Here is a 15952-nt window from a genome sequence, read left to right on the forward strand (position 1 = left end):
TCCGGACCACCCCCGGGGACCAGGTAGTATTAACTCTGTCAGCGGGCGCCGCTAGCTCAGTTGGTTAGAGCAGCTGACTCTTAATCAGCGGGTCCGGGGTTCGAGTCCCTGGCGGCGCACAGACAGGGAAAGCCCCTCGCGGAAGCGGGGGGCTTTCCTCATGCCCGGGGTCAGACCGCCCGGGGTCTGGTCGCCCGGGGTCTGGTCGCCCGGGTCAGGCGCCCCTCTCCGCGCCGGCCGGCAGGGCGTGTCCCGTGTAGAACGCCACGGCCAGGTCCTTCACGAGGTCCTTGCGTTCGTAGTCGTCCAGGTCGACCAGGCCCCGCTCGGTGAGCCGGCGCACCATGTCCTCCACGGCGTCCACGACCGAGCCGAGGACCGCGTCGCGGTGCTGGGCGTCGATCGCCGCGATCCGGCGGCGGCGCATCGCGGCCGCGATCTCCGGGGCGTACTCGATGCGGGTCGGCTGCGCCGAGAAGACCTCGATGCCGACCGGGGCGCACTCGGCGGCCACCATCCGCGTCATCGCCTCCCCGACCGCGTCGGTGTCCCGCAGCGTCGGGGAGGCGCCGTGGAACGCGTCGGCGGGCAGCCGGGACAGTACGCGGGCGAGGGCCGCCTCGACCTGTTCGCGCAGGTACCGCTCGTGGTCGGCGACGGCGAGCGCCGCGCGGACCGTGTCGCGGACCCGCCACACCACCAGCACGACGACGCGCAGGGCCGTGCCGTTCGCGTCGACGGCGGGGAGCGGTTCGCTGCGCCAGTGGCGGAGGCGCACGTCGAGGCGGTGGCGCAGCAGCAGGGGGCTCACCCACAGCAGGCCGGTGCGGCGCACCGTGCCCCGGTAGTCGCCGAACAGGGTGAGGACGGAGGCGTACCCGACCTTGCCGCGCACCAGCCCGCCGAACGCGAACAGCGCCAGCAGCCCACCGGCCGCCAGCAGCGCGCCGGTGCCGAGGGCGAGTCCCCGGTGCGGCCGGTACGGGAGACCCAGCAGCCGGCCCGCGTCCTCGGGCAGGGCCCCCGACCACCAGGCGACGACCCCGCACCCGACGAGGGCCAGGGCCCCGGCGGCCAGCCCCACCCACCCGGGCAGGGCGACCCCGTCCCGTTCGACGAGCCCCCCGTCGGCCTGGGCCGACCCCCGCCGCACCCCGGCGTGCCGCCCCCGCCGGGGCCCCTTCGTCCGCGTACCGGCCTCCGGGACCCGCGCATCGGCGGCACCGCCGACCGGCGTGCTCCCCGGCCGGGCGGCGAGAACCCCGCCACGGGCGCGGCGGGAACCGGCGGAGGCACCGCCGACCGCCGCCCCGGCCGCGGACCGCGCGGCGGGGCGGGCCGGCGCCCCGACCCCACCCGTACGGCCCCCGCCGGCACCCGCCGGACGGACGGCCCCGACGTGAGCGGTCCGCGGCACCACTCCCACGGAGGGCGCCGACCCTGCGGAGGACACCGCTTCTGCGGGGGGTGCCGTCCCTGCGGAGGACGCCATCCCTACGGAGGACGCCGACCCTGCGAGGGGTGCCGATCCGGCCGCGCCCGCCTCGCCGGGGCCGCCCGTCCGGACGGCGGCGGGTCCGTCGGCACGCGGGGCGGGGGGGCCGAAGGTGCCACCCGACCCGGCGGGGACGGTCGGGTCGCCCGTGCCGGGGACGGCCCCGCCCGGGCGCACCTCCTCGGCGAGGACCGGTCCGTCCCCTGCGGCAGGCGTGCCACCGGGGGCGGCCCCGGCCGTCCCGGTGGCCGACGTACGGAAGGACGCGGAACCGGCGGGGTCCGGCCCGTCGTGGCCATCGGCGGCGGTGCCGTCCGGGGGCACCGGCCGGTCGACGCCCGGCCCGGCCGGGCCCGTCACCCGTCCACCGGAAGCCGGGCCCCCGGAGGCGACAACCCCGTCCAGGCCCACGGACCCCGCGGGAACCGACCCGACGGGGCGCGCCGCCTCGGTGGCGGCCACCCCGTCCGAACCCACCGGCCCGGCTGCCCGGGGTGCTCCGGCCGGGCCCGGCCCGGCGGGGCGCGCAGCCTCGGCGGGGCCGCCCGGAGCCGCCGCGCCGCCGCCCACCGGTTCGCCCGTGCGCACCGCCCCGGAGGCCCCGGGGCCTCCGGGGCACCCGGCCTCCGCGACAGCGGCGGTGGCGGTGGCGCGGTGCTCGGCGCCCGCGGGAGCCGCACCGGTCACCGAAGCCGTACCGGAGCCGTCCGCATGCGCGGGACTCGCCGGAACCGTACCGGTCGCCGGAGCCGCACCGGAACCGCCCGTACGCGCGGGGCCCGCCGGGGCGGTGGTGGCGGTGGCGCGGTGCTCGGCGCCCGCCGGACCCGTACCGGTCACCGGAGCCGCACCGGTCGCCGGAACCGTGCCGGTCGCCGGAGCCGTGCCGGAACCGCCCGTACGCGCAGAGCCCACCGGAGCCGCACCGGTCACCAGAGCCGCTCCGGAACCGCCCGTACGCGCGGGGTCCGCCGGGGTGGCGGGGGCACGGCCGTCTCCGCCCGCCCCCTCGCCCGCCGTCGAGCCGGGCCGGGCCACGGGAGCGGGGTGGTCGGTGGTGGGCGGTCGCCGGTCGGGGGGCGCGGCAGTGCCGTTCATCGGTGACTGCGGCGCGGACCCACCCGGCGCGGATGCCGAAGCCGGGCCGTGCGGGGCGGGGGCCGGGCCGGGTCGGGCGGGGGCCGGTGTTCCGGACTCCGGTTCCGTCCTCGGGGGTGCCGCCGCGGCCGGTCCGGCGGCCTGCCCGGAGCGCGGCGCCTCCGGGTGCGGGGCGGGGGCCGGATGCCCCGGTGCGGGGGCCGTTCCCTGCCGGCGCCGTTCCACCGGCGGCCGGGGCGGAGATTCCGCGCGGGGGCCCTCGATGACGACGGACGGGGTCGGCTGGAGCAGGTTGGGGACCTCCACCGGAGGTGGGGACGTCCTGCGGGTGTGGTGCTCGGTCATCGGAAGAGCCGCCTCCATGTCTCCGGGCCCGGGTAACCGTTGGCCGCGCCGCCGCGCCAGCCCTGGGCGCGCTGGAAGTCCTGGACGTTGCGCCGGTCCGCCTCGCTCCACAGGGGGTCCGGCCCGGTGCGGTAGTGCTTGCCGTAGCCGCGCCTCACCAGCTGCCGGCCCAGCGTCTCGACGTGCTTGTTCGACTGGCCGGGCCGGAAGTGGGCCCGCCCCGGGTACGGGGGCGGCTCCTGGCCCGCGGCCGGCGGGATGTCCCGGCCCCTGCCGGTGGTGAGCAGGCGCCACGTGTGCGGCCCCGGCAGTCCGTCCGCCTCGGTGTGGCGCCAGCCCTGCGCCCGCTGGAACGCCGCCGTCGCCCTGCGGTCCGCCTCCGACCACCGGGGGCCCGGCCCCCGCTCGTAGAACCGGGCGCCGCCGCGCTCGGCGAGCATCCGGCCCAGGCGGGTGACGTACGCGTTGACCGCGCCCGGACCGAAGTACCGGGCGCCCGGGAAGGCCGTCGACGGCGGGGCGCCGTCCGTGGTCGTGCCGTTCGCGGTGACGCCGAGGTAGCGGTACGCCACGTACTTGTCGGAGTTCGTCCAGTACGCCAGCGGTGTCGCCTGCCGGCGGGTGTGCGGCTTCGTCTGCTCGTAGGCGACGTAGTGGGTGCGCCGGGGGTCCGTCCAGCCGCCGAAGATCGTGACGTGGGAGCCCTTGGTGGGGTCGGCGGGGTTGTGGAACAGCAGGATGTCGCCCGGCTGGAGGTCCGCCCGGGCGATCTTCACGCCGTAGCGGTGCAGGCTGCCGGTCCATTCGTTGGCGGGCAGCTTCCACGCCATGGAGACGTAGCCGGAACAGTCCTGGCGGTAGCCGTCCGTCCAGTACTTCTCCATCGAGTACGGGACCTTCGCGGTGACCCAGCGCTTGGCCCGGTTGATGATCTCGGTGCGGGTGATCGCGGGCAGCGGCACCGCGAGGGAGCCGGCCGCCGGGCCGGCCAGGGGACGGCCGTGCAGTCCGGTCGTCCCGCCCTGGGGGGTGTCCGTGCCGGGCCCGCCCGTGGCGCGCCCGGCCGGGCCGGGGGGGTGGAGCGGTCCCGCCGGGTGGGCGGCACCGCCCGCGGCGGGTGCGCCGCCCAGCACGACGCCCGCCGCGGTGAACAGGACGAGGGCGCGCCGGGCGCCGTGTGCGGCGGGGTGCCCGCCCTCCCGCACGGCCCGGCGGAGCGCGAGCTCCCGCCGTCGCCGGGCACAGCCGGGGCAGGGACAGTCGGCGGCCGGCTCGTACTCCTCGAAGACCGGAACGGGCATGCGGTTCCCCTCGACGTTCGACGAGATCTCTCCGTGCATACCGCATTTTGACCGTCAAAAGCGGAAAAATGACCATCCGACAGGCGCAGCGGGGCGGGAAATTCTCGGCCGGGGCGGTCGACCGGGTGGTCGGGTGGTCGGGAGCACCCTCCGGCGTCGGGTAGAGTTATCCAGGTCAGCAGGCGCCGCTAGCTCAGTTGGTTAGAGCAGCTGACTCTTAATCAGCGGGTCCGGGGTTCGAGTCCCTGGCGGCGCACGCGCAATCGAGGCCCCCTCACTCAGGTGAGGGGGCCTCGGTCGTTCCCGGGGTCCGGCGGCAGGGGCGCCCCGGCTCGGCGGACGGCCGTCAGGTCGGGCCTGGGCATCCGGCCGGCGCCGGACAGGGCGAGGCAGGGCGGGACAAGGCGAGGTAGGGCGGGGCGGGGTCCGGTCAGTCCGCGTCCGGTCCGCGGCGGCGGCGACGCGCGGAGCGCACCGCGACGGCGACGGCGGCGGCCGTGGCGAGGACCAGGCCGATCACGGTGTGCCGGGTGCCCGGCCCCTGCTCGGCGACGCTCGGCGCGTCCGCGATCGGCGCGGCGGTGCTCCCCCCGCCGGCCCCGGTGGGGGCGTGCGGGCCGGGCTGCGGCGCCGGATCGACGCGGACACGGCCGGCGTCGCGGTGGTCGCGGCCGTCGCAGACGACGCTCAGCGGGTACGTGCCGGCCGCCGTGCCCGAGCGGACGGTCGTGCCGCCGCGCAGGGCGCCGCCCGCGCCGCCGGTGCGCCCGGACAGCTCCGCGTCGGCGACGAACACCTCGGACCGGACCGTCCCGTCCGGCCCCGCGCAGCCCTCGACGCGGACCTCCACGTCACCGCCGGGCGCCGCGACCGTCGGGACGACCACGGCGGTGACCCGCGCCCCCGGCGGGTCGCCCACCGGGGCGGGGCCGGCCGCCGGGACGAGCACGAGGACGACCGCCACCGCCGCGGCACGTACGGCAACCACACCTGGACGCATCGTGAACCTCCTCGTAGAGGAAGATTCACCCGGGCCGACGCTCCCCGCATCCGCAGCGGCCGCCCCCACCGGCCCCTACCGGGCGGTAGACGGCCCGCGACCTCGGCTCTCGGCCGGTCAGATCCGATCGACCAGATCAGCGATGGAGTCGACCACCGACGACGGGCGGAACGGGTAGCGGTCCACGTCCGCCGGCGTGGTGAGCCCGGTGAGGACGAGGAACGTCTCCATCCCGGCCTCCAGGCCGGCCAGCACGTCCGTGTCCATCCGGTCACCGATCATGGCGCTGGTCTCGGAGTGGGCGCCGATCGCGTTGAGCCCGGTCCGCATCATCAGCGGGTTCGGCTTGCCCGCGAAGTACGGGTCGCGGCCGGTCGCCTTGGTGATCAGCGCGGCGACCGAGCCGGTCGCCGGGAGCGGGCCCTCGGTGGACGGGCCGGTCTCGTCCGGGTTGGTGCAGATGAAGCGGGCACCGGCGTTGATCAGACGGATCGCCTTGGTGAGGGCCTCGAAGCTGTACGTGCGGGTCTCGCCGAGGACCACGTAGTCCGGGTCGTGGTCGGTGAGGACGTACCCGATGTCGTGCAGCGCCGTCGTCAGCCCCGCCTCGCCGATGACGTACGCGGTGCCGCCGGGCCGCTGGTCGTCGAGGAACCGGGCCGTGGCGAGCGCCGACGTCCAGATGTTCTCCACCGGCACGTCCAGGCCCATGCGGTACAGCCGGGCGTGCAGGTCGCGGGCCGTGTAGATGGAGTTGTTGGTGAGGACGAGGAAGGGCCTCTCGTTGTCCCGCAGCTTCCTGATGAAAGCGTCGGCGCCGGGGATCGGTACGCCCTCGTGGATGAGGACGCCGTCCATGTCGGTCAGCCAGGATTCGATCGGCTTGCGCTCTGCCATGGGGCGGGACTCCTGCCGTACAGATACCGCGTGGTGCGTGCTGGGGGCGCCGCGACAGCGCTGTGGCGGCGCCCCCAGGGTAATCACGATGTGCGGATCTTGACCCCGTCGACCACCCAGTACCAGTTGTTCGAGCCGGTGTAGTGGAAGCGGAAGTGGACCGTGGAGGCCCCGGCGGGCACGTCCACGGTCAGCGACTGCGGCTGGGCGACCACGTCGGAGGCGTAGGCGCGGACGACGGCCGGGGTGCCGCCGTTGAACGAGGCGAGGACCTGCGCGGTCTGGCCGGTCTCCTGCCGGTAGTGCGTGGTGAAGTCCAGCGTCACCCTCGTCTTCCCGGCGACGCCGTACGCGGGGGTGACCAGCGTCGACTCGAAGCGGCCCGAGCCGGCCGCGTCGGCCCACTCGTCGGAGTCGGCGACGGCGAAGACGCCGCGGGCGCGGACGTTCAGCTCGCGCCACTGGTCGCGCTGGGTGCGGGACCAGAAGTCGTCCGTGGAGAACGACCAGCCGCGCCACTCGGTGATCCCGCCCGTTCCCATGGCGTTGTTGACGACGGACCAGCCGGTGGGCGGGGTGTGGGTGAAGCCGAGTACGCCCTGGGGGACGCCGGTCTCGTCGACGCGGCCGGAGAGCGTGCCGTACAGGGAGTCGAACGGGTCGGTGGACCGCTCCTGGATCGGCCGGCCGTCCAGGCCCCACGCCGGGTCGGGGACGATGCCGAGCTGGTGGAAGACGGTCGCGGCGACGTCGACGAGGCGCGTGTCGTGCGGGCGGGCCCCGGCGGCGATGCCCGGGCCGGTGGCGAGGACGAACGTGGACCGCTCGGCGATCGAACTGCCGCCGTGGCCGCCGGCGTCGACGTGGCCGTGGTCGGTGCAGACGAGGACCGTCCACCGCTCGGCGGCGCGGGTGGGGCGGGCCTCGATCGCGGCGAGCATCCGCCCCAACTGGGCGTCCTGCACGGCGATGGCGTCGAGGTAGCGCCGGCCCGTGCCGGACGCGTGGGCGACGACGTCGGTGTTGCCCAGGTAGACGAAGAGCACGTCCGGGTCCTGGTCGCGCAGGACGGAGACGGTGGTGGCGGTGATGGTCTCGTCGTGGGCGACGTAGCCGTCGCGGTCGCCGTCCAGGACCAGTTTGGCGTCGGCGCCCGCGGTGACCGTGCCGTACGTGTCGAGCGGCTTCCAGTCGACGGCGGCGAACAGGGACAGCTCGGGCCGCACCTGGTGGAGGCGGGCGAGGAAGCCGGGGTAGCGGGCGTAGTCGCGGCCCGTGAACGTGTTGTCCCTGACTCCGTGCTTGTCGGGCCAGACGCCCGTGGAGACCGTCGACCAGCCGGGGCCGGAGGACGTGGCGGCCATGGGGGCGGCGTACAGCAGGGACGTGCCGAAAGTGCCGGCCGCGCGCATCGCCTTCAGGTGGGGGGCGTTCGCCGCGTCGATGAGGTCGTGGCGCAGACCGTCCATGCCGACGACGAGCACCTTGTCCCGGCTGGCGCCGGGCGGGAGCACGGGTGCGGCGGCGGTGGCGGCGTGGGCGGCGGCGGTTCCGGTGGCGGCGAGGGCCGCGGTGGTCGCGGTGGCGGCGAGCACGGTGCGGCGGGGTATGCCGGCGGTCGGCATGTGCGGGTCCTCCGTGGGTCCGGGCGGTGGTGCGGGCGAGTGCGGGGTGGTGGTGCGGGGCGGTGCGCGGGCGTGGGTCGGTGGTGGTGGCGGCGCGGGGCGCGGGTGGGCGGTGATGCGACGAGCGGGCGCGGGTGGCGGCGGTGCGTGCGCGGGTCGGCGGCGGTGCGGCGCGCGGGTGGGCGCGGGTCTTGGTGGGACGGTGCGGGCGGGGCGGCGCGGGTGGCGCGGTGGTGCGGGTCGTGGTGGCGGTGGACGGCGTGGCCTGGGCGTTGTGCGGCGTACGGGCGTGCGCGGGTCGTGCGGCGTACGGGCGGGCGCGGGGCGTCGTACGGGCGGGGTGGTGGTGTGGCGCGGGGCCGGGTCCGTACGGTGGACCGCCGGTGGGCCTCAGCTTCCGGTGGCCGTCTTCCGCGCCCCGATGTGCGACGCGGGGCTCTTCCCGGTGTCCGCCCGCTCCGGCTCGAAGACCTCCGTGCCCTTCGTGGGCCGGTCGAGCGCGACGGCATGGGCGTCGTGGGCGTCATAGGCGGCGGCGAGGAATTCGGCCTCGTCCGCCCGGGGCTTGTTCAGGCGCTCCCTGGTCGGACCCTGCCCGCCGCCGAAGTCGCGCACCGCCCCGATGGCGGCCCTCTCGGTTCCCGTGGCTCTCACGCCGGAAACGGTCGTGCCGACGGATGTCCCGACCGGGTCGGCGGGGCGACGGGCCGGTGAACGAGCGACCAAAACTGGTCTGGACCAGTTGTCTCCTCCCGATATGACCGGGCGTCAGCCGGGGTGGGGCCGCCCGAGGCGGGGGGGGGCGAGGCCGGAGCGGTCCCCGCGGCAGAGGCTCCGGACGCGTTCGGGGACCGGGCCGCGGCGCCACGGGACGACCGGGGCGGCAGGGGCGGCGCGGGCGGGGGCCGACGAGCGGCGTCCCGGCCTCCCCCGGTCCCCGGCCCCTCGGCGAGCAGCGCGACCCGCGCCCCGGCCGCGTAGCACTTCGGCACCCGCCCGTGCTCGGTCCCTCGGAGCGGACGGGGGCACCGGGTGCTGGGGGGGCACCGGACGACTCGGACGGTCCGTACGGCGGCGCCCCGGGCTCGGGCGGGCTTCCCTGGCCCGGGGCGGGCACCCCCGCCCGGGTGGGCGCCGGACCGCGGCGGTGCCACGGCCGTTCCGGGTGCGTCAGCGGCGGCGGGACCGGGGGCGGATGCGGGTGCGGGACAGGTGGACGGCCGCCGCACCGAGGACGAGGCACGCGGCGGCCGTCGCGGCCAGCGGGAGGAGGTGGGAGGTGGCGCGGCGGCCCGTACCGGCCAGCTCCCCCGGAGGGGCGGTCCGGGACGGTTCGGGTCCGGTGAGGGCGAAGCGGTACGGCGGGGACGTGCCGACCCAGTCGCCGTCGTCGCCCCGGCGCTGCACCACCGCCGCGGTGGCCGTCACCTCGTCCGGATGGGCGCCGGCCGCGAAGGCGAGGTGCACCGGGACGCGGACCGTGCCGGACGGCGGGACCGTGAACCCGGCGAAGGCGCGGTCGGTGTCGTCGTCGAGGACGCCGACGATCTCGCGGTGGTCGGTGTGCTCGACGCGCACCGGGCGCGGGCCGCCACCGGCCGCGGTGGAGAACGCCATGCGGACCCCCGCCGGGGTGAGCCGGCCCGACGCGTCGGTGAGGACGATCACCGGATGGATGTTGTGGCACGGCCGCCGGGTGGTGTTCGTCAGCTCGACGTACCAGGTGCGGGGCGCCGCGCCCGGCTCGTACGCCGCGGGGCCGCCGGTGATGCGGGTGCGGAGCGGGAAGACCGCGGCCTTGGGGTCACCGCAGTTCGGCTCGCGGCCGGCGACCGCCACGTCGGCCCGCGGACCGGCGTGGGCGGCCGGGGCCGGGAACGGGGCGGGCGCCGGGATCGCGAGGACGGCCAGCGCCGCCGAGGCGGCCAGGGCGGTACGCACGCGCATGGGGACTGCCTTCGCTGCTCACCGGACGGTCGTCCCCGGAGGTCTTCCACCGACGGGGCGCCCTCCCCCGCCGGTACGGCGGAATGCGCCCGATCGGCCCAGACCCCACCGGCCCGGCACCCGGCCGGGTCAGCGCCCCGCCGGGTCGCACCCTCCGCCGGCCGGCACCTGATCGGCCCGGCGCCAGGCCGGCTCAACACCCCACCGCCCCGAGTCCCCACCGACCCGGCGTCCGACCGGCCCAGGACCCCACCGCCCCACCGCCCCGGCGCCCCGGCGGGTCAGACGCCCCGCCGGGTCAGACGCCGAAGACCGGGGCCAGGACCAGTTGGGCCGCGCCCTCGGCGATCAGGTGCGGGGTGCCGGGGGCCAGGGCGGCGGGGACCGCGGGCCCGCCCGTGCGGCGGGCGCGTTCCGCGAGCGCGGCGGCCACGCCCCGTACGAACGGCTCCGGCGCCGCCGCCACGACCCGGCCGCCCAGCAGGACCCGGTCGATGTCCAGCAGCCCCGCCAGGTTCGCGGCGCCGACGCCCAGGACGCGGGCCGCCTCGTCCAGGTCGCCGCGGGCGGCGGCGGCCAGGCACAGGGCCTCCAGGCAGCCCCGGCCGCCGCACCCGCACACGGCGCCGTCCAGCCGCACCGTCTGGTGCCCGAACTCGCCCGCGCCCGTCCGCGCACCCCGGTGCAGCGCGCCGCCCAGGACGAGGCCGGCGCCCAGCCCCGTACCGACGTGGACGTACGCGAACGACCCCGCACCCGGCTCCCGCAGCGCCAAGGCCAGCGCCGCCGCGTTGGTGTCCTTGTCGAGCGCCACGGGCAGCGCCGCTCCCAGCCGCCGGGCCAGGACGTCGCGCAGGGCGTCGCGCAGCGGGAAGCCGTCCCACGCGGGGAAGCCCGTCACCCGGTGCGGCACCCCGGCGGTGTGGTCGAGCGGCCCCGGCATGGCCACGCCGACACCCATGAGCGTGCCCTCGCCGCGCAGCGCGGCCACCTCGCCGGCCGCCGCCGCCAGGACGTCCCCGGGCCCGGCGCCCAGGTCGAGGGCGCCGGTGCGCGCCGCGACGGTCACGCCCGCCAGGTCGACCAGGACGGCGGTCAGCCGGTCCCGGTCCAGGTGTAGGCCCACCGCGTGGGCGGCGTCCGGGACGAGGCGCAGCAGCGTGCGGGGCTTGCCGCCCGTCGACGGGCCGCGCCCGGCCTCGGCGGCGAGGCCCTCCTCCCGCAGCCGGGCGGTGATCTTGCTGACGGCCTGCGGGGTGAGTCCGGTCCGCTCGGCGACCTCCAGCCGGCTCACCCCCTCCCCGCCGGCCGCGCGGAGCAGGCCGAGGACGCGGGCGGTGTTGTGGCTGCGCAGGCCGGAGAGGTTCACGCCCGCATTGTGGGGGCCCGGCTTGCGGTAACGCAACAGCGTTGCTTAAGTAGCGGTATGAGCACTCCTCCTCCCCTGCGCGTCGGCCTCGTCGGTTACGGCCTGGCCGGTTCCGTCTTCCACGCCCCTCTGATCGCCGCGACCGGGGGCATGGTGCTCGACACGGTCGTCACCGCGAACGAGGAGCGCCGCCGACAGGCCCGCGCCGAGTTCCCGGACGTGCGCCTGGCCGCGTCGCCGGACGAGCTGTGGGCGCGGGCGGACGAGCTGGACCTGGTCGTCGTCGCGTCCCCGAACAAGACCCACGTGCCGTTCGCGACGGCCGCGCTGGAGGCCGGCCTGCCGGTCGTCGTCGACAAGCCCGTCGCCGGTACGGCGGCCGAGGCGCGGGCCCTGGGAGCGCTGGCGGCGGAGAAGGGCCTGCTGCTCTCCGTCTTCCAGAACCGCCGCTGGGACAGCGACTTCCTCACCCTGCGCGCCGTCCTGGAGAGCGGCGAGCTGGGCGGCGTGCGGCGCTTCGAGTCCCGGTTCGAGAGGTGGCGACCGCTGCCGAAGGGCGGCTGGCGGGAGTCGGGCGCCCCGGAGGAGATCGGAGGGCTGCTGTACGACCTGGGCAGCCACGTCGTGGACCAGGCGCTGGTGCTGTTCGGCCCGGCGGTGCGGGTGTACGCCGAGGTGGACGTGCGGCGGCCCGGCGCCGAGGCGGACGACGACACGTTCCTCGCGGTCACCCACGCGGGCGGGGTGCGTTCGCACCTGTACGTCAGCGCGACGGCGGCCCAGCTCGGCCCGCGCTTCCGGGTGCTGGGCGAGCGGGGCGGTTTCGTGAAGTACGGGCTCGACCCGCAGGAGGCGGCGCTGCGCGAGGGCGCCCGGCCGGCCGCCGGGGAGCCGTGGGGCGTGGAGCCGGAGGCCCTGTGGGGGCGGATCGGCGCGGGCGAGTCGCCGGTGACGGGCGGCGGACGGCCGGTGCCGTCGCTGCCGGGCGACTACCCGGCGTACTACGCGGCGGTCGCGTCCGCCCTGCGCGAGGGCACGGCCCCGCCGGTCACCGCCGAGCAGGCCGCGGCGGCGCTCGACGTGCTGGAGGCGGCGCGGCGCTCGGCGCGCGAGGGCGTGACGGTCGAGCTGGCGTGACGGTCGCGCCGAGGTGACGGCGGGCGGCCCTGGGCGGCGGGCCCGATGCGCCCGCCGTCCACGCCCAGCCGGGAAGGACCGGCGGGCCGGGCGGACCGGACCGGCGAACCGAGCGGACCCGACATGCGTGCCCGACGGACCGACCAGGTCGCCCGGACCGGTCGGACCGGACGGACCCGCCAGGTCGGCCGGACCGCCCGGACCGATCGGTGGACCGGGCGGGCGCCCCGCAAGGGCCGCCCGGTCCCGCCCGTCAGGCGTCCTTCAGCTCCTGCCGCTGACGGCCCAGGCCGTCGATCTCCAGCTCCACCACGTCCCCCGCCCGCAGGTACGGCTTCGGTTCCGGCCGGCCCATGGCGACGCCGGCGGGCGTACCGGTGTTGATGACGTCGCCCGGGTGGAGCGTCATGAACTGGCTGACGTACCGGACGACCTCCCCGACCGGGAAGATCTGGTCGGCCGTGCTGCCGTCCTGCTTCAGCTCGCCGTTGACCCACAGGCGCAGCCGCAGGTCCTGCGGGTCGGGCACCTCGTCGGCGGTGACGAGCCAGGGGCCGAGGGGGTTGAACGTCTCGCAGTTCTTGCCCTTGTCCCAGGTGCCGCCGCGCTCGATCTGGAACTCCCGCTCCGACACGTCGTGCGCGACCGCGTACCCGGCGACGTGGGCCAGGGCCTCCTCCGCGGAGTCCAGGTAGCGGGCCGTACGTCCGATGACCACGGCCAGCTCGACCTCCCAGTCCGTCTTGCGGCTGCCGCGCGGGACGAGCACCGTGTCGTACGGCCCGACGACCGTGTCGGCCGCCTTCAGGAAGACGACCGGCTCGGCGGGCGGTTCGGCGCCCGTCTCGCGCGCGTGGTCGTGGTAGTTCAGCCCGATGCACACGACCTTGCCGACCCGGGCGACCGGCGGGCCGATCCGCAGCCCCGTCGCGTCCAGCGGGGGCAGGACGCCGGCCCCGGCCGCCGCCCGGAGGCGGTCCAGCGCGGCCCCGTCGGAGAGCAGGGCCGCGTCGACGTCCTCGACGAGGGCCGACAGGTCGCGCAGGATGCCGTCCTGGTCGAGCAGGGCGGGGCGCTCGGCGCCCGCCGGTCCGACGCGCAACAGCTTCATGGTCTCTCTCTCCCTGGTGGTCGAGGTGGCCCCGGCCGATGGGGTGCGGCCATCGTCAGGATTGGTCGATCCTCCAAGACATCGGATCACCCCGCAAGCCCGTGTTCACGTACTGGACCGCCGCCCGGCCCCGCGACCGGCCCCGCCCGGGGCCCCGCCACCGGCGTCCCCGCGGTCCGGCCTGTGCAGTACGGCCCGCTCGCCCGCGCTCCAGGTGGTGCTGGTCACCACGTACAGCGCTGCCGCCAGCGGGACGACGGCGACGGTCACGAGCGTCGCGAACGACAGCAGCGGCACGAACCGGAGCACCTGCCCCATCCCTGGCATGGCCGGGTCCGCCGGCACCGCGCCCATCTGTGCCCGGGTGGCGCGGTACGTGTACGTGGCGACGGCGGCCACCAGCGCGAACAGCGCCAGGTACACCAGCCCGGGCCGTCCCAGGACGCCGCCCTGCGCCAGGGCGTCCGCCCACCGGCCGCCCAGGGGCGCGCCCAGCAGGGAGTGGCCGGACAGCTCGTCGCGGGAGAAGAGGTGGTACAGCAGGAAGAAGACCGGCACCTGGAGGAGGCCCGGCAGGCACCCGGCGAGCGGCGACACCCGCTCGCGCGCGTGGAGGTCGAGCACGGCCCGTTGGAGGCGGTCCGGGTCCTTGGCGTACTTCTTCCGCAACGCCGCGACCTGCGGCGCGAGCCGGGTGCGGGCCCGTTGGCCGCGCGCGGCGGCGACGGCGAGCGGGAGGAGCGCGGTGCGGACGAGGAGGGTGAGCAGGACGATCGCGGCGGGGGCCGGGACGATCCCGGAGAGCCACGTGAAGAAAGCCACGAATGCAGACAGGGCAGACAAGGGGAACCCCTGAGTCGTCGTGCCGTCGTACCGACGGCCAGGCCGGAGTGAGGAACGCACGGCGTGGCGGCGGAGCGGGCGGGACGGGACGCACGGGGGGACCTCGCCCGTGGGCCAGGAGGCCCTGTGGACCAGGAGATCCCCTGGATCAGGAAACCCCGTGGACCGGGAGACCCTGTAGACCAGGAGACCTCGTGGACCGGGAGATCCCGTGGATCAGGAGACCGCGACCGCGACCGCCGCCGGGAGGCGGCGGCCGGGCGCCCTCGGGCGCCGGCGCCCCGAGGCGTCGGGGTCGCGCTGCGGCAGGAACGCGGTGCGCCGGTCCCGGTCGCGCAGGGCGGTGCGCACCCGCGTGGGCGGCACGGACGGGACGCTGAGGGCGCTGACGACGGCGCAGGCGACGAGCGCGGCGGCGGCGAGGGCCACGGCGGAGAGGGAGGGGCCGTCCGCCAGGAGGACGACGGCGAGGAGGAGCGGCAGCAGCAGGCGCAGGAACGTCCCGTACACGCCGCCTCCCTCCCCGTACACACGGCTGTTCTGCCCGCCACCGTACAGGAGTTCACCCAATGGGCGTCCGGCGCCCCCGCGCATCCGACAGGTCGCCCCCAACCCCGCCGGAGGCGGGGCGCACAGCAGTACGGTGGTGACCATGCGCCTCGACACGCCTGCTGACCACACCAACGAAGCCGAGCGCCTGCTGCGCACCGCGGAGCAGTACCCGGGGGACCGGGAGCCGCTGTTCCTGCGGGCCGCCGCGCACCTGGAGCTGGCCGGCGACCGCGCCCGGGCGACGACGCTGTACGACACGCTGTTGTCCACGCCCCCCGAGCCGGAGAACCCGCACCTGGTGCGGGCGCTGAAGGCGGCGAACCTGTGGGAGTACGGTCACGAGGCGGAGGCCCGCGCCATCATCGACGGCCTGCGGGCGACGACGCCGACGGACGCGGCGGCGTGGGAGATCGCCGGGGAGGCGCTGGAGGCCCACGACGAGCTGGAGGCGGCGGAGGAGACCCTGACGGCGGCGGCGCGGGCGCTGGTGCCGCTGCCGCACGAGCAGGAGGTGCCGTACGCGGCGCAGTCGCTGCTCACCTCGCGCCACCGGGTGCGGCGCCTGTTGGCGCGGGAGCACGACGACTGGGACGTCCTGGCGGACCGGCTGCACACGGGCACGGTCCCGCTGGACGAGCTGCACGACCCGAAGCGGACGTGGGCGCTGGGTTCGTCGGACCCGGCGGAGCTCCAGGCGGAGATCACCCGCCTGCGCAGCGAGCTCGGCTCGTACCGCACGGCCCTGTCCCGCCCGTTCCCGGTCGCCGTCCTGCTGTGGCCGCGCGAGGAGCTGGCCGAGCTGCTGGCGGCCTATCCGGAGCTGGAGGCCGAGTACCCGACGCACGAGGCGCACCTCACCGACCTGGAGGCGTCCCTGCGCGAGTTGGCCGCGGCGGGCACCCCGAACCTGGGCGTCGTGCAGGGCACGGTCCCGTCGTACGAGGCGTTCGCCGCCTCCGAGGGCGCGTCCCCGTCCCAGGCGGCGCTCCTCCCCCAGTACGCCACGACCCTCGCCGCCCGGGGCCGTGCCCTCCCCTGGCCCCCGCCCCGCACCGCCCCCTGCTGGTGCGGCTCGGGCACCCCGTACGCGGACTGCCACGGCGGGGCGCGGTTGTAGGCGGGCGCGGTGCGCGGTGCGCGGGCATTTCACGGACAAGAGGTCGGTCGTTCACCTTTCCCCCACCCTTCCCGTGCAGTAGTTTCACCCTGAACCACCGTCGGCTGGCTCAACC

At 76.9% G+C, this 15952-nt stretch carries 13 protein-coding genes and 2 tRNA genes; 4 read left to right on the forward strand and 11 right to left on the reverse strand.

From position 1 onward, the window contains the following. Positions 1–45 precede the first annotated feature (45 nt). Positions 46–119 (forward strand) — tRNA-Lys (locus tag RND61_RS03935). Between the two features lie 95 nt (positions 120–214). Here the strand turns inward: RND61_RS03935 and RND61_RS03940 are convergent. Together RND61_RS03940 and RND61_RS03945 are read right to left on the reverse strand one after the other, a co-directional pair. Next, on the reverse strand, positions 215–1153 hold the full coding sequence (locus RND61_RS03940) for an SPFH domain-containing protein (protein WP_315876236.1): 939 nt from the start codon (positions 1151–1153) through the stop codon (positions 215–217). 1781 nt (positions 1154–2934) lie between these two features. Beyond that, on the reverse strand, positions 2935–4239 hold the full coding sequence (locus tag RND61_RS03945; protein WP_315876337.1) for a peptidoglycan-binding protein: 1305 nt from the start codon (positions 4237–4239) through the stop codon (positions 2935–2937). Positions 4240–4421: 182 nt separating this feature from the next. Between RND61_RS03945 and RND61_RS03950 the strand changes: the two genes are divergently transcribed. Then, positions 4422–4495 (forward strand) — tRNA-Lys (locus tag RND61_RS03950). A gap of 174 nt (positions 4496–4669) precedes the next feature. Here RND61_RS03950 and RND61_RS03955 read toward each other — a convergent pair. The 6 genes from RND61_RS03955 to RND61_RS03980 form a co-directional block, all read right to left on the reverse strand. Further along, complete coding sequence (locus tag RND61_RS03955; protein WP_315876237.1) at positions 4670–5239, reverse strand: hypothetical protein; 570 nt, start codon at positions 5237–5239, stop codon at positions 4670–4672. Positions 5240–5356: 117 nt separating this feature from the next. Further along, a complete protein-coding gene (locus tag RND61_RS03960; protein WP_315876238.1) occupies positions 5357–6136 on the reverse strand; it encodes an HAD-IIA family hydrolase in 780 nt (259 codons plus the stop codon). Between the two features lie 83 nt (positions 6137–6219). Then, a complete protein-coding gene (locus RND61_RS03965; RefSeq protein WP_315876239.1) occupies positions 6220–7761 on the reverse strand; it encodes an alkaline phosphatase family protein in 1542 nt (513 codons plus the stop codon). Positions 7762–8151: 390 nt separating this feature from the next. Continuing rightward, the gene (locus RND61_RS03970; RefSeq protein ID WP_315876240.1) at positions 8152–8415 is read right to left on the reverse strand and encodes a hypothetical protein; all 264 of its coding nucleotides are present in this window, start codon (positions 8413–8415) and stop codon (positions 8152–8154) included. Between the two features lie 516 nt (positions 8416–8931). After that, complete coding sequence (locus RND61_RS03975; protein ID WP_315876241.1) at positions 8932–9708, reverse strand: hypothetical protein; 777 nt, start codon at positions 9706–9708, stop codon at positions 8932–8934. A 298-nt stretch (positions 9709–10006) separates the two neighbouring features. Then, a complete protein-coding gene (locus RND61_RS03980; RefSeq protein WP_315876242.1) occupies positions 10007–11077 on the reverse strand; it encodes an ROK family transcriptional regulator in 1071 nt (356 codons plus the stop codon). Between the two features lie 57 nt (positions 11078–11134). Between RND61_RS03980 and RND61_RS03985 the strand changes: the two genes are divergently transcribed. Further along, positions 11135–12214 (forward strand): Gfo/Idh/MocA family oxidoreductase, encoded by a 1080-nt coding sequence (locus tag RND61_RS03985; protein WP_315876243.1) that lies wholly within the window; start codon positions 11135–11137, stop codon positions 12212–12214. A gap of 253 nt (positions 12215–12467) precedes the next feature. Here the strand turns inward: RND61_RS03985 and RND61_RS03990 are convergent, their stop codons facing one another. The 3 genes from RND61_RS03990 to RND61_RS04000 form a co-directional block, all read right to left on the reverse strand. After that, the gene (locus RND61_RS03990) at positions 12468–13325 is read right to left on the reverse strand and encodes a fumarylacetoacetate hydrolase family protein (RefSeq protein WP_315876245.1); all 858 of its coding nucleotides are present in this window, start codon (positions 13323–13325) and stop codon (positions 12468–12470) included. Positions 13326–13430: 105 nt separating this feature from the next. Next, positions 13431–14159 (reverse strand): YidC/Oxa1 family membrane protein insertase, encoded by a 729-nt coding sequence (locus RND61_RS03995; RefSeq protein ID WP_391652842.1) that lies wholly within the window; start codon positions 14157–14159, stop codon positions 13431–13433. Positions 14160–14384: 225 nt separating this feature from the next. Then, positions 14385–14678 carry a DUF6412 domain-containing protein gene (locus tag RND61_RS04000; RefSeq protein ID WP_315876247.1) on the reverse strand — a complete coding sequence of 98 codons (294 nt, stop codon included), beginning with the start codon at positions 14676–14678 and terminating at the stop codon, positions 14385–14387. Positions 14679–14820: 142 nt separating this feature from the next. Between RND61_RS04000 and RND61_RS04005 the strand changes: the two genes are divergently transcribed. Further along, positions 14821–15837, forward strand: coding sequence for an SEC-C domain-containing protein (locus RND61_RS04005; protein WP_315876248.1), 1017 nt, complete (start codon positions 14821–14823; stop codon positions 15835–15837). The last annotated feature ends 115 nt before the right edge of the window (positions 15838–15952 follow it).

It is taken from the genome of Streptomyces tamarix (genome assembly GCF_032423885.1).
Taxonomy (GTDB): Bacteria; Actinomycetota; Actinomycetes; order Streptomycetales; family Streptomycetaceae; genus Streptomyces; species Streptomyces tamarix.

Coding starts and splice junctions, on each gene's coding strand:
- RND61_RS03945 (WP_315876337.1), bottom strand. CDS start 4,239: ATGCCCGTTCCGGTCTTCGAGGAGTACGAGCCGGCCGCCGACTGTCCC.
- RND61_RS03955 (WP_315876237.1), bottom strand. CDS start 5,239: ATGCGTCCAGGTGTGGTTGCCGTACGTGCCGCGGCGGTGGCGGTCGTC.
- RND61_RS03960 (WP_315876238.1), bottom strand. CDS start 6,136: ATGGCAGAGCGCAAGCCGATCGAATCCTGGCTGACCGACATGGACGGC.
- RND61_RS03965 (WP_315876239.1), bottom strand. CDS start 7,761: ATGCCGACCGCCGGCATACCCCGCCGCACCGTGCTCGCCGCCACCGCG.
- RND61_RS03975 (WP_315876241.1), bottom strand. CDS start 9,708: ATGCGCGTGCGTACCGCCCTGGCCGCCTCGGCGGCGCTGGCCGTCCTC.
- RND61_RS03985 (WP_315876243.1), top strand. CDS start 11,135: ATGAGCACTCCTCCTCCCCTGCGCGTCGGCCTCGTCGGTTACGGCCTG.
- RND61_RS03990 (WP_315876245.1), bottom strand. CDS start 13,325: ATGAAGCTGTTGCGCGTCGGACCGGCGGGCGCCGAGCGCCCCGCCCTG.
- RND61_RS04005 (WP_315876248.1), top strand. CDS start 14,821: ATGCGCCTCGACACGCCTGCTGACCACACCAACGAAGCCGAGCGCCTG.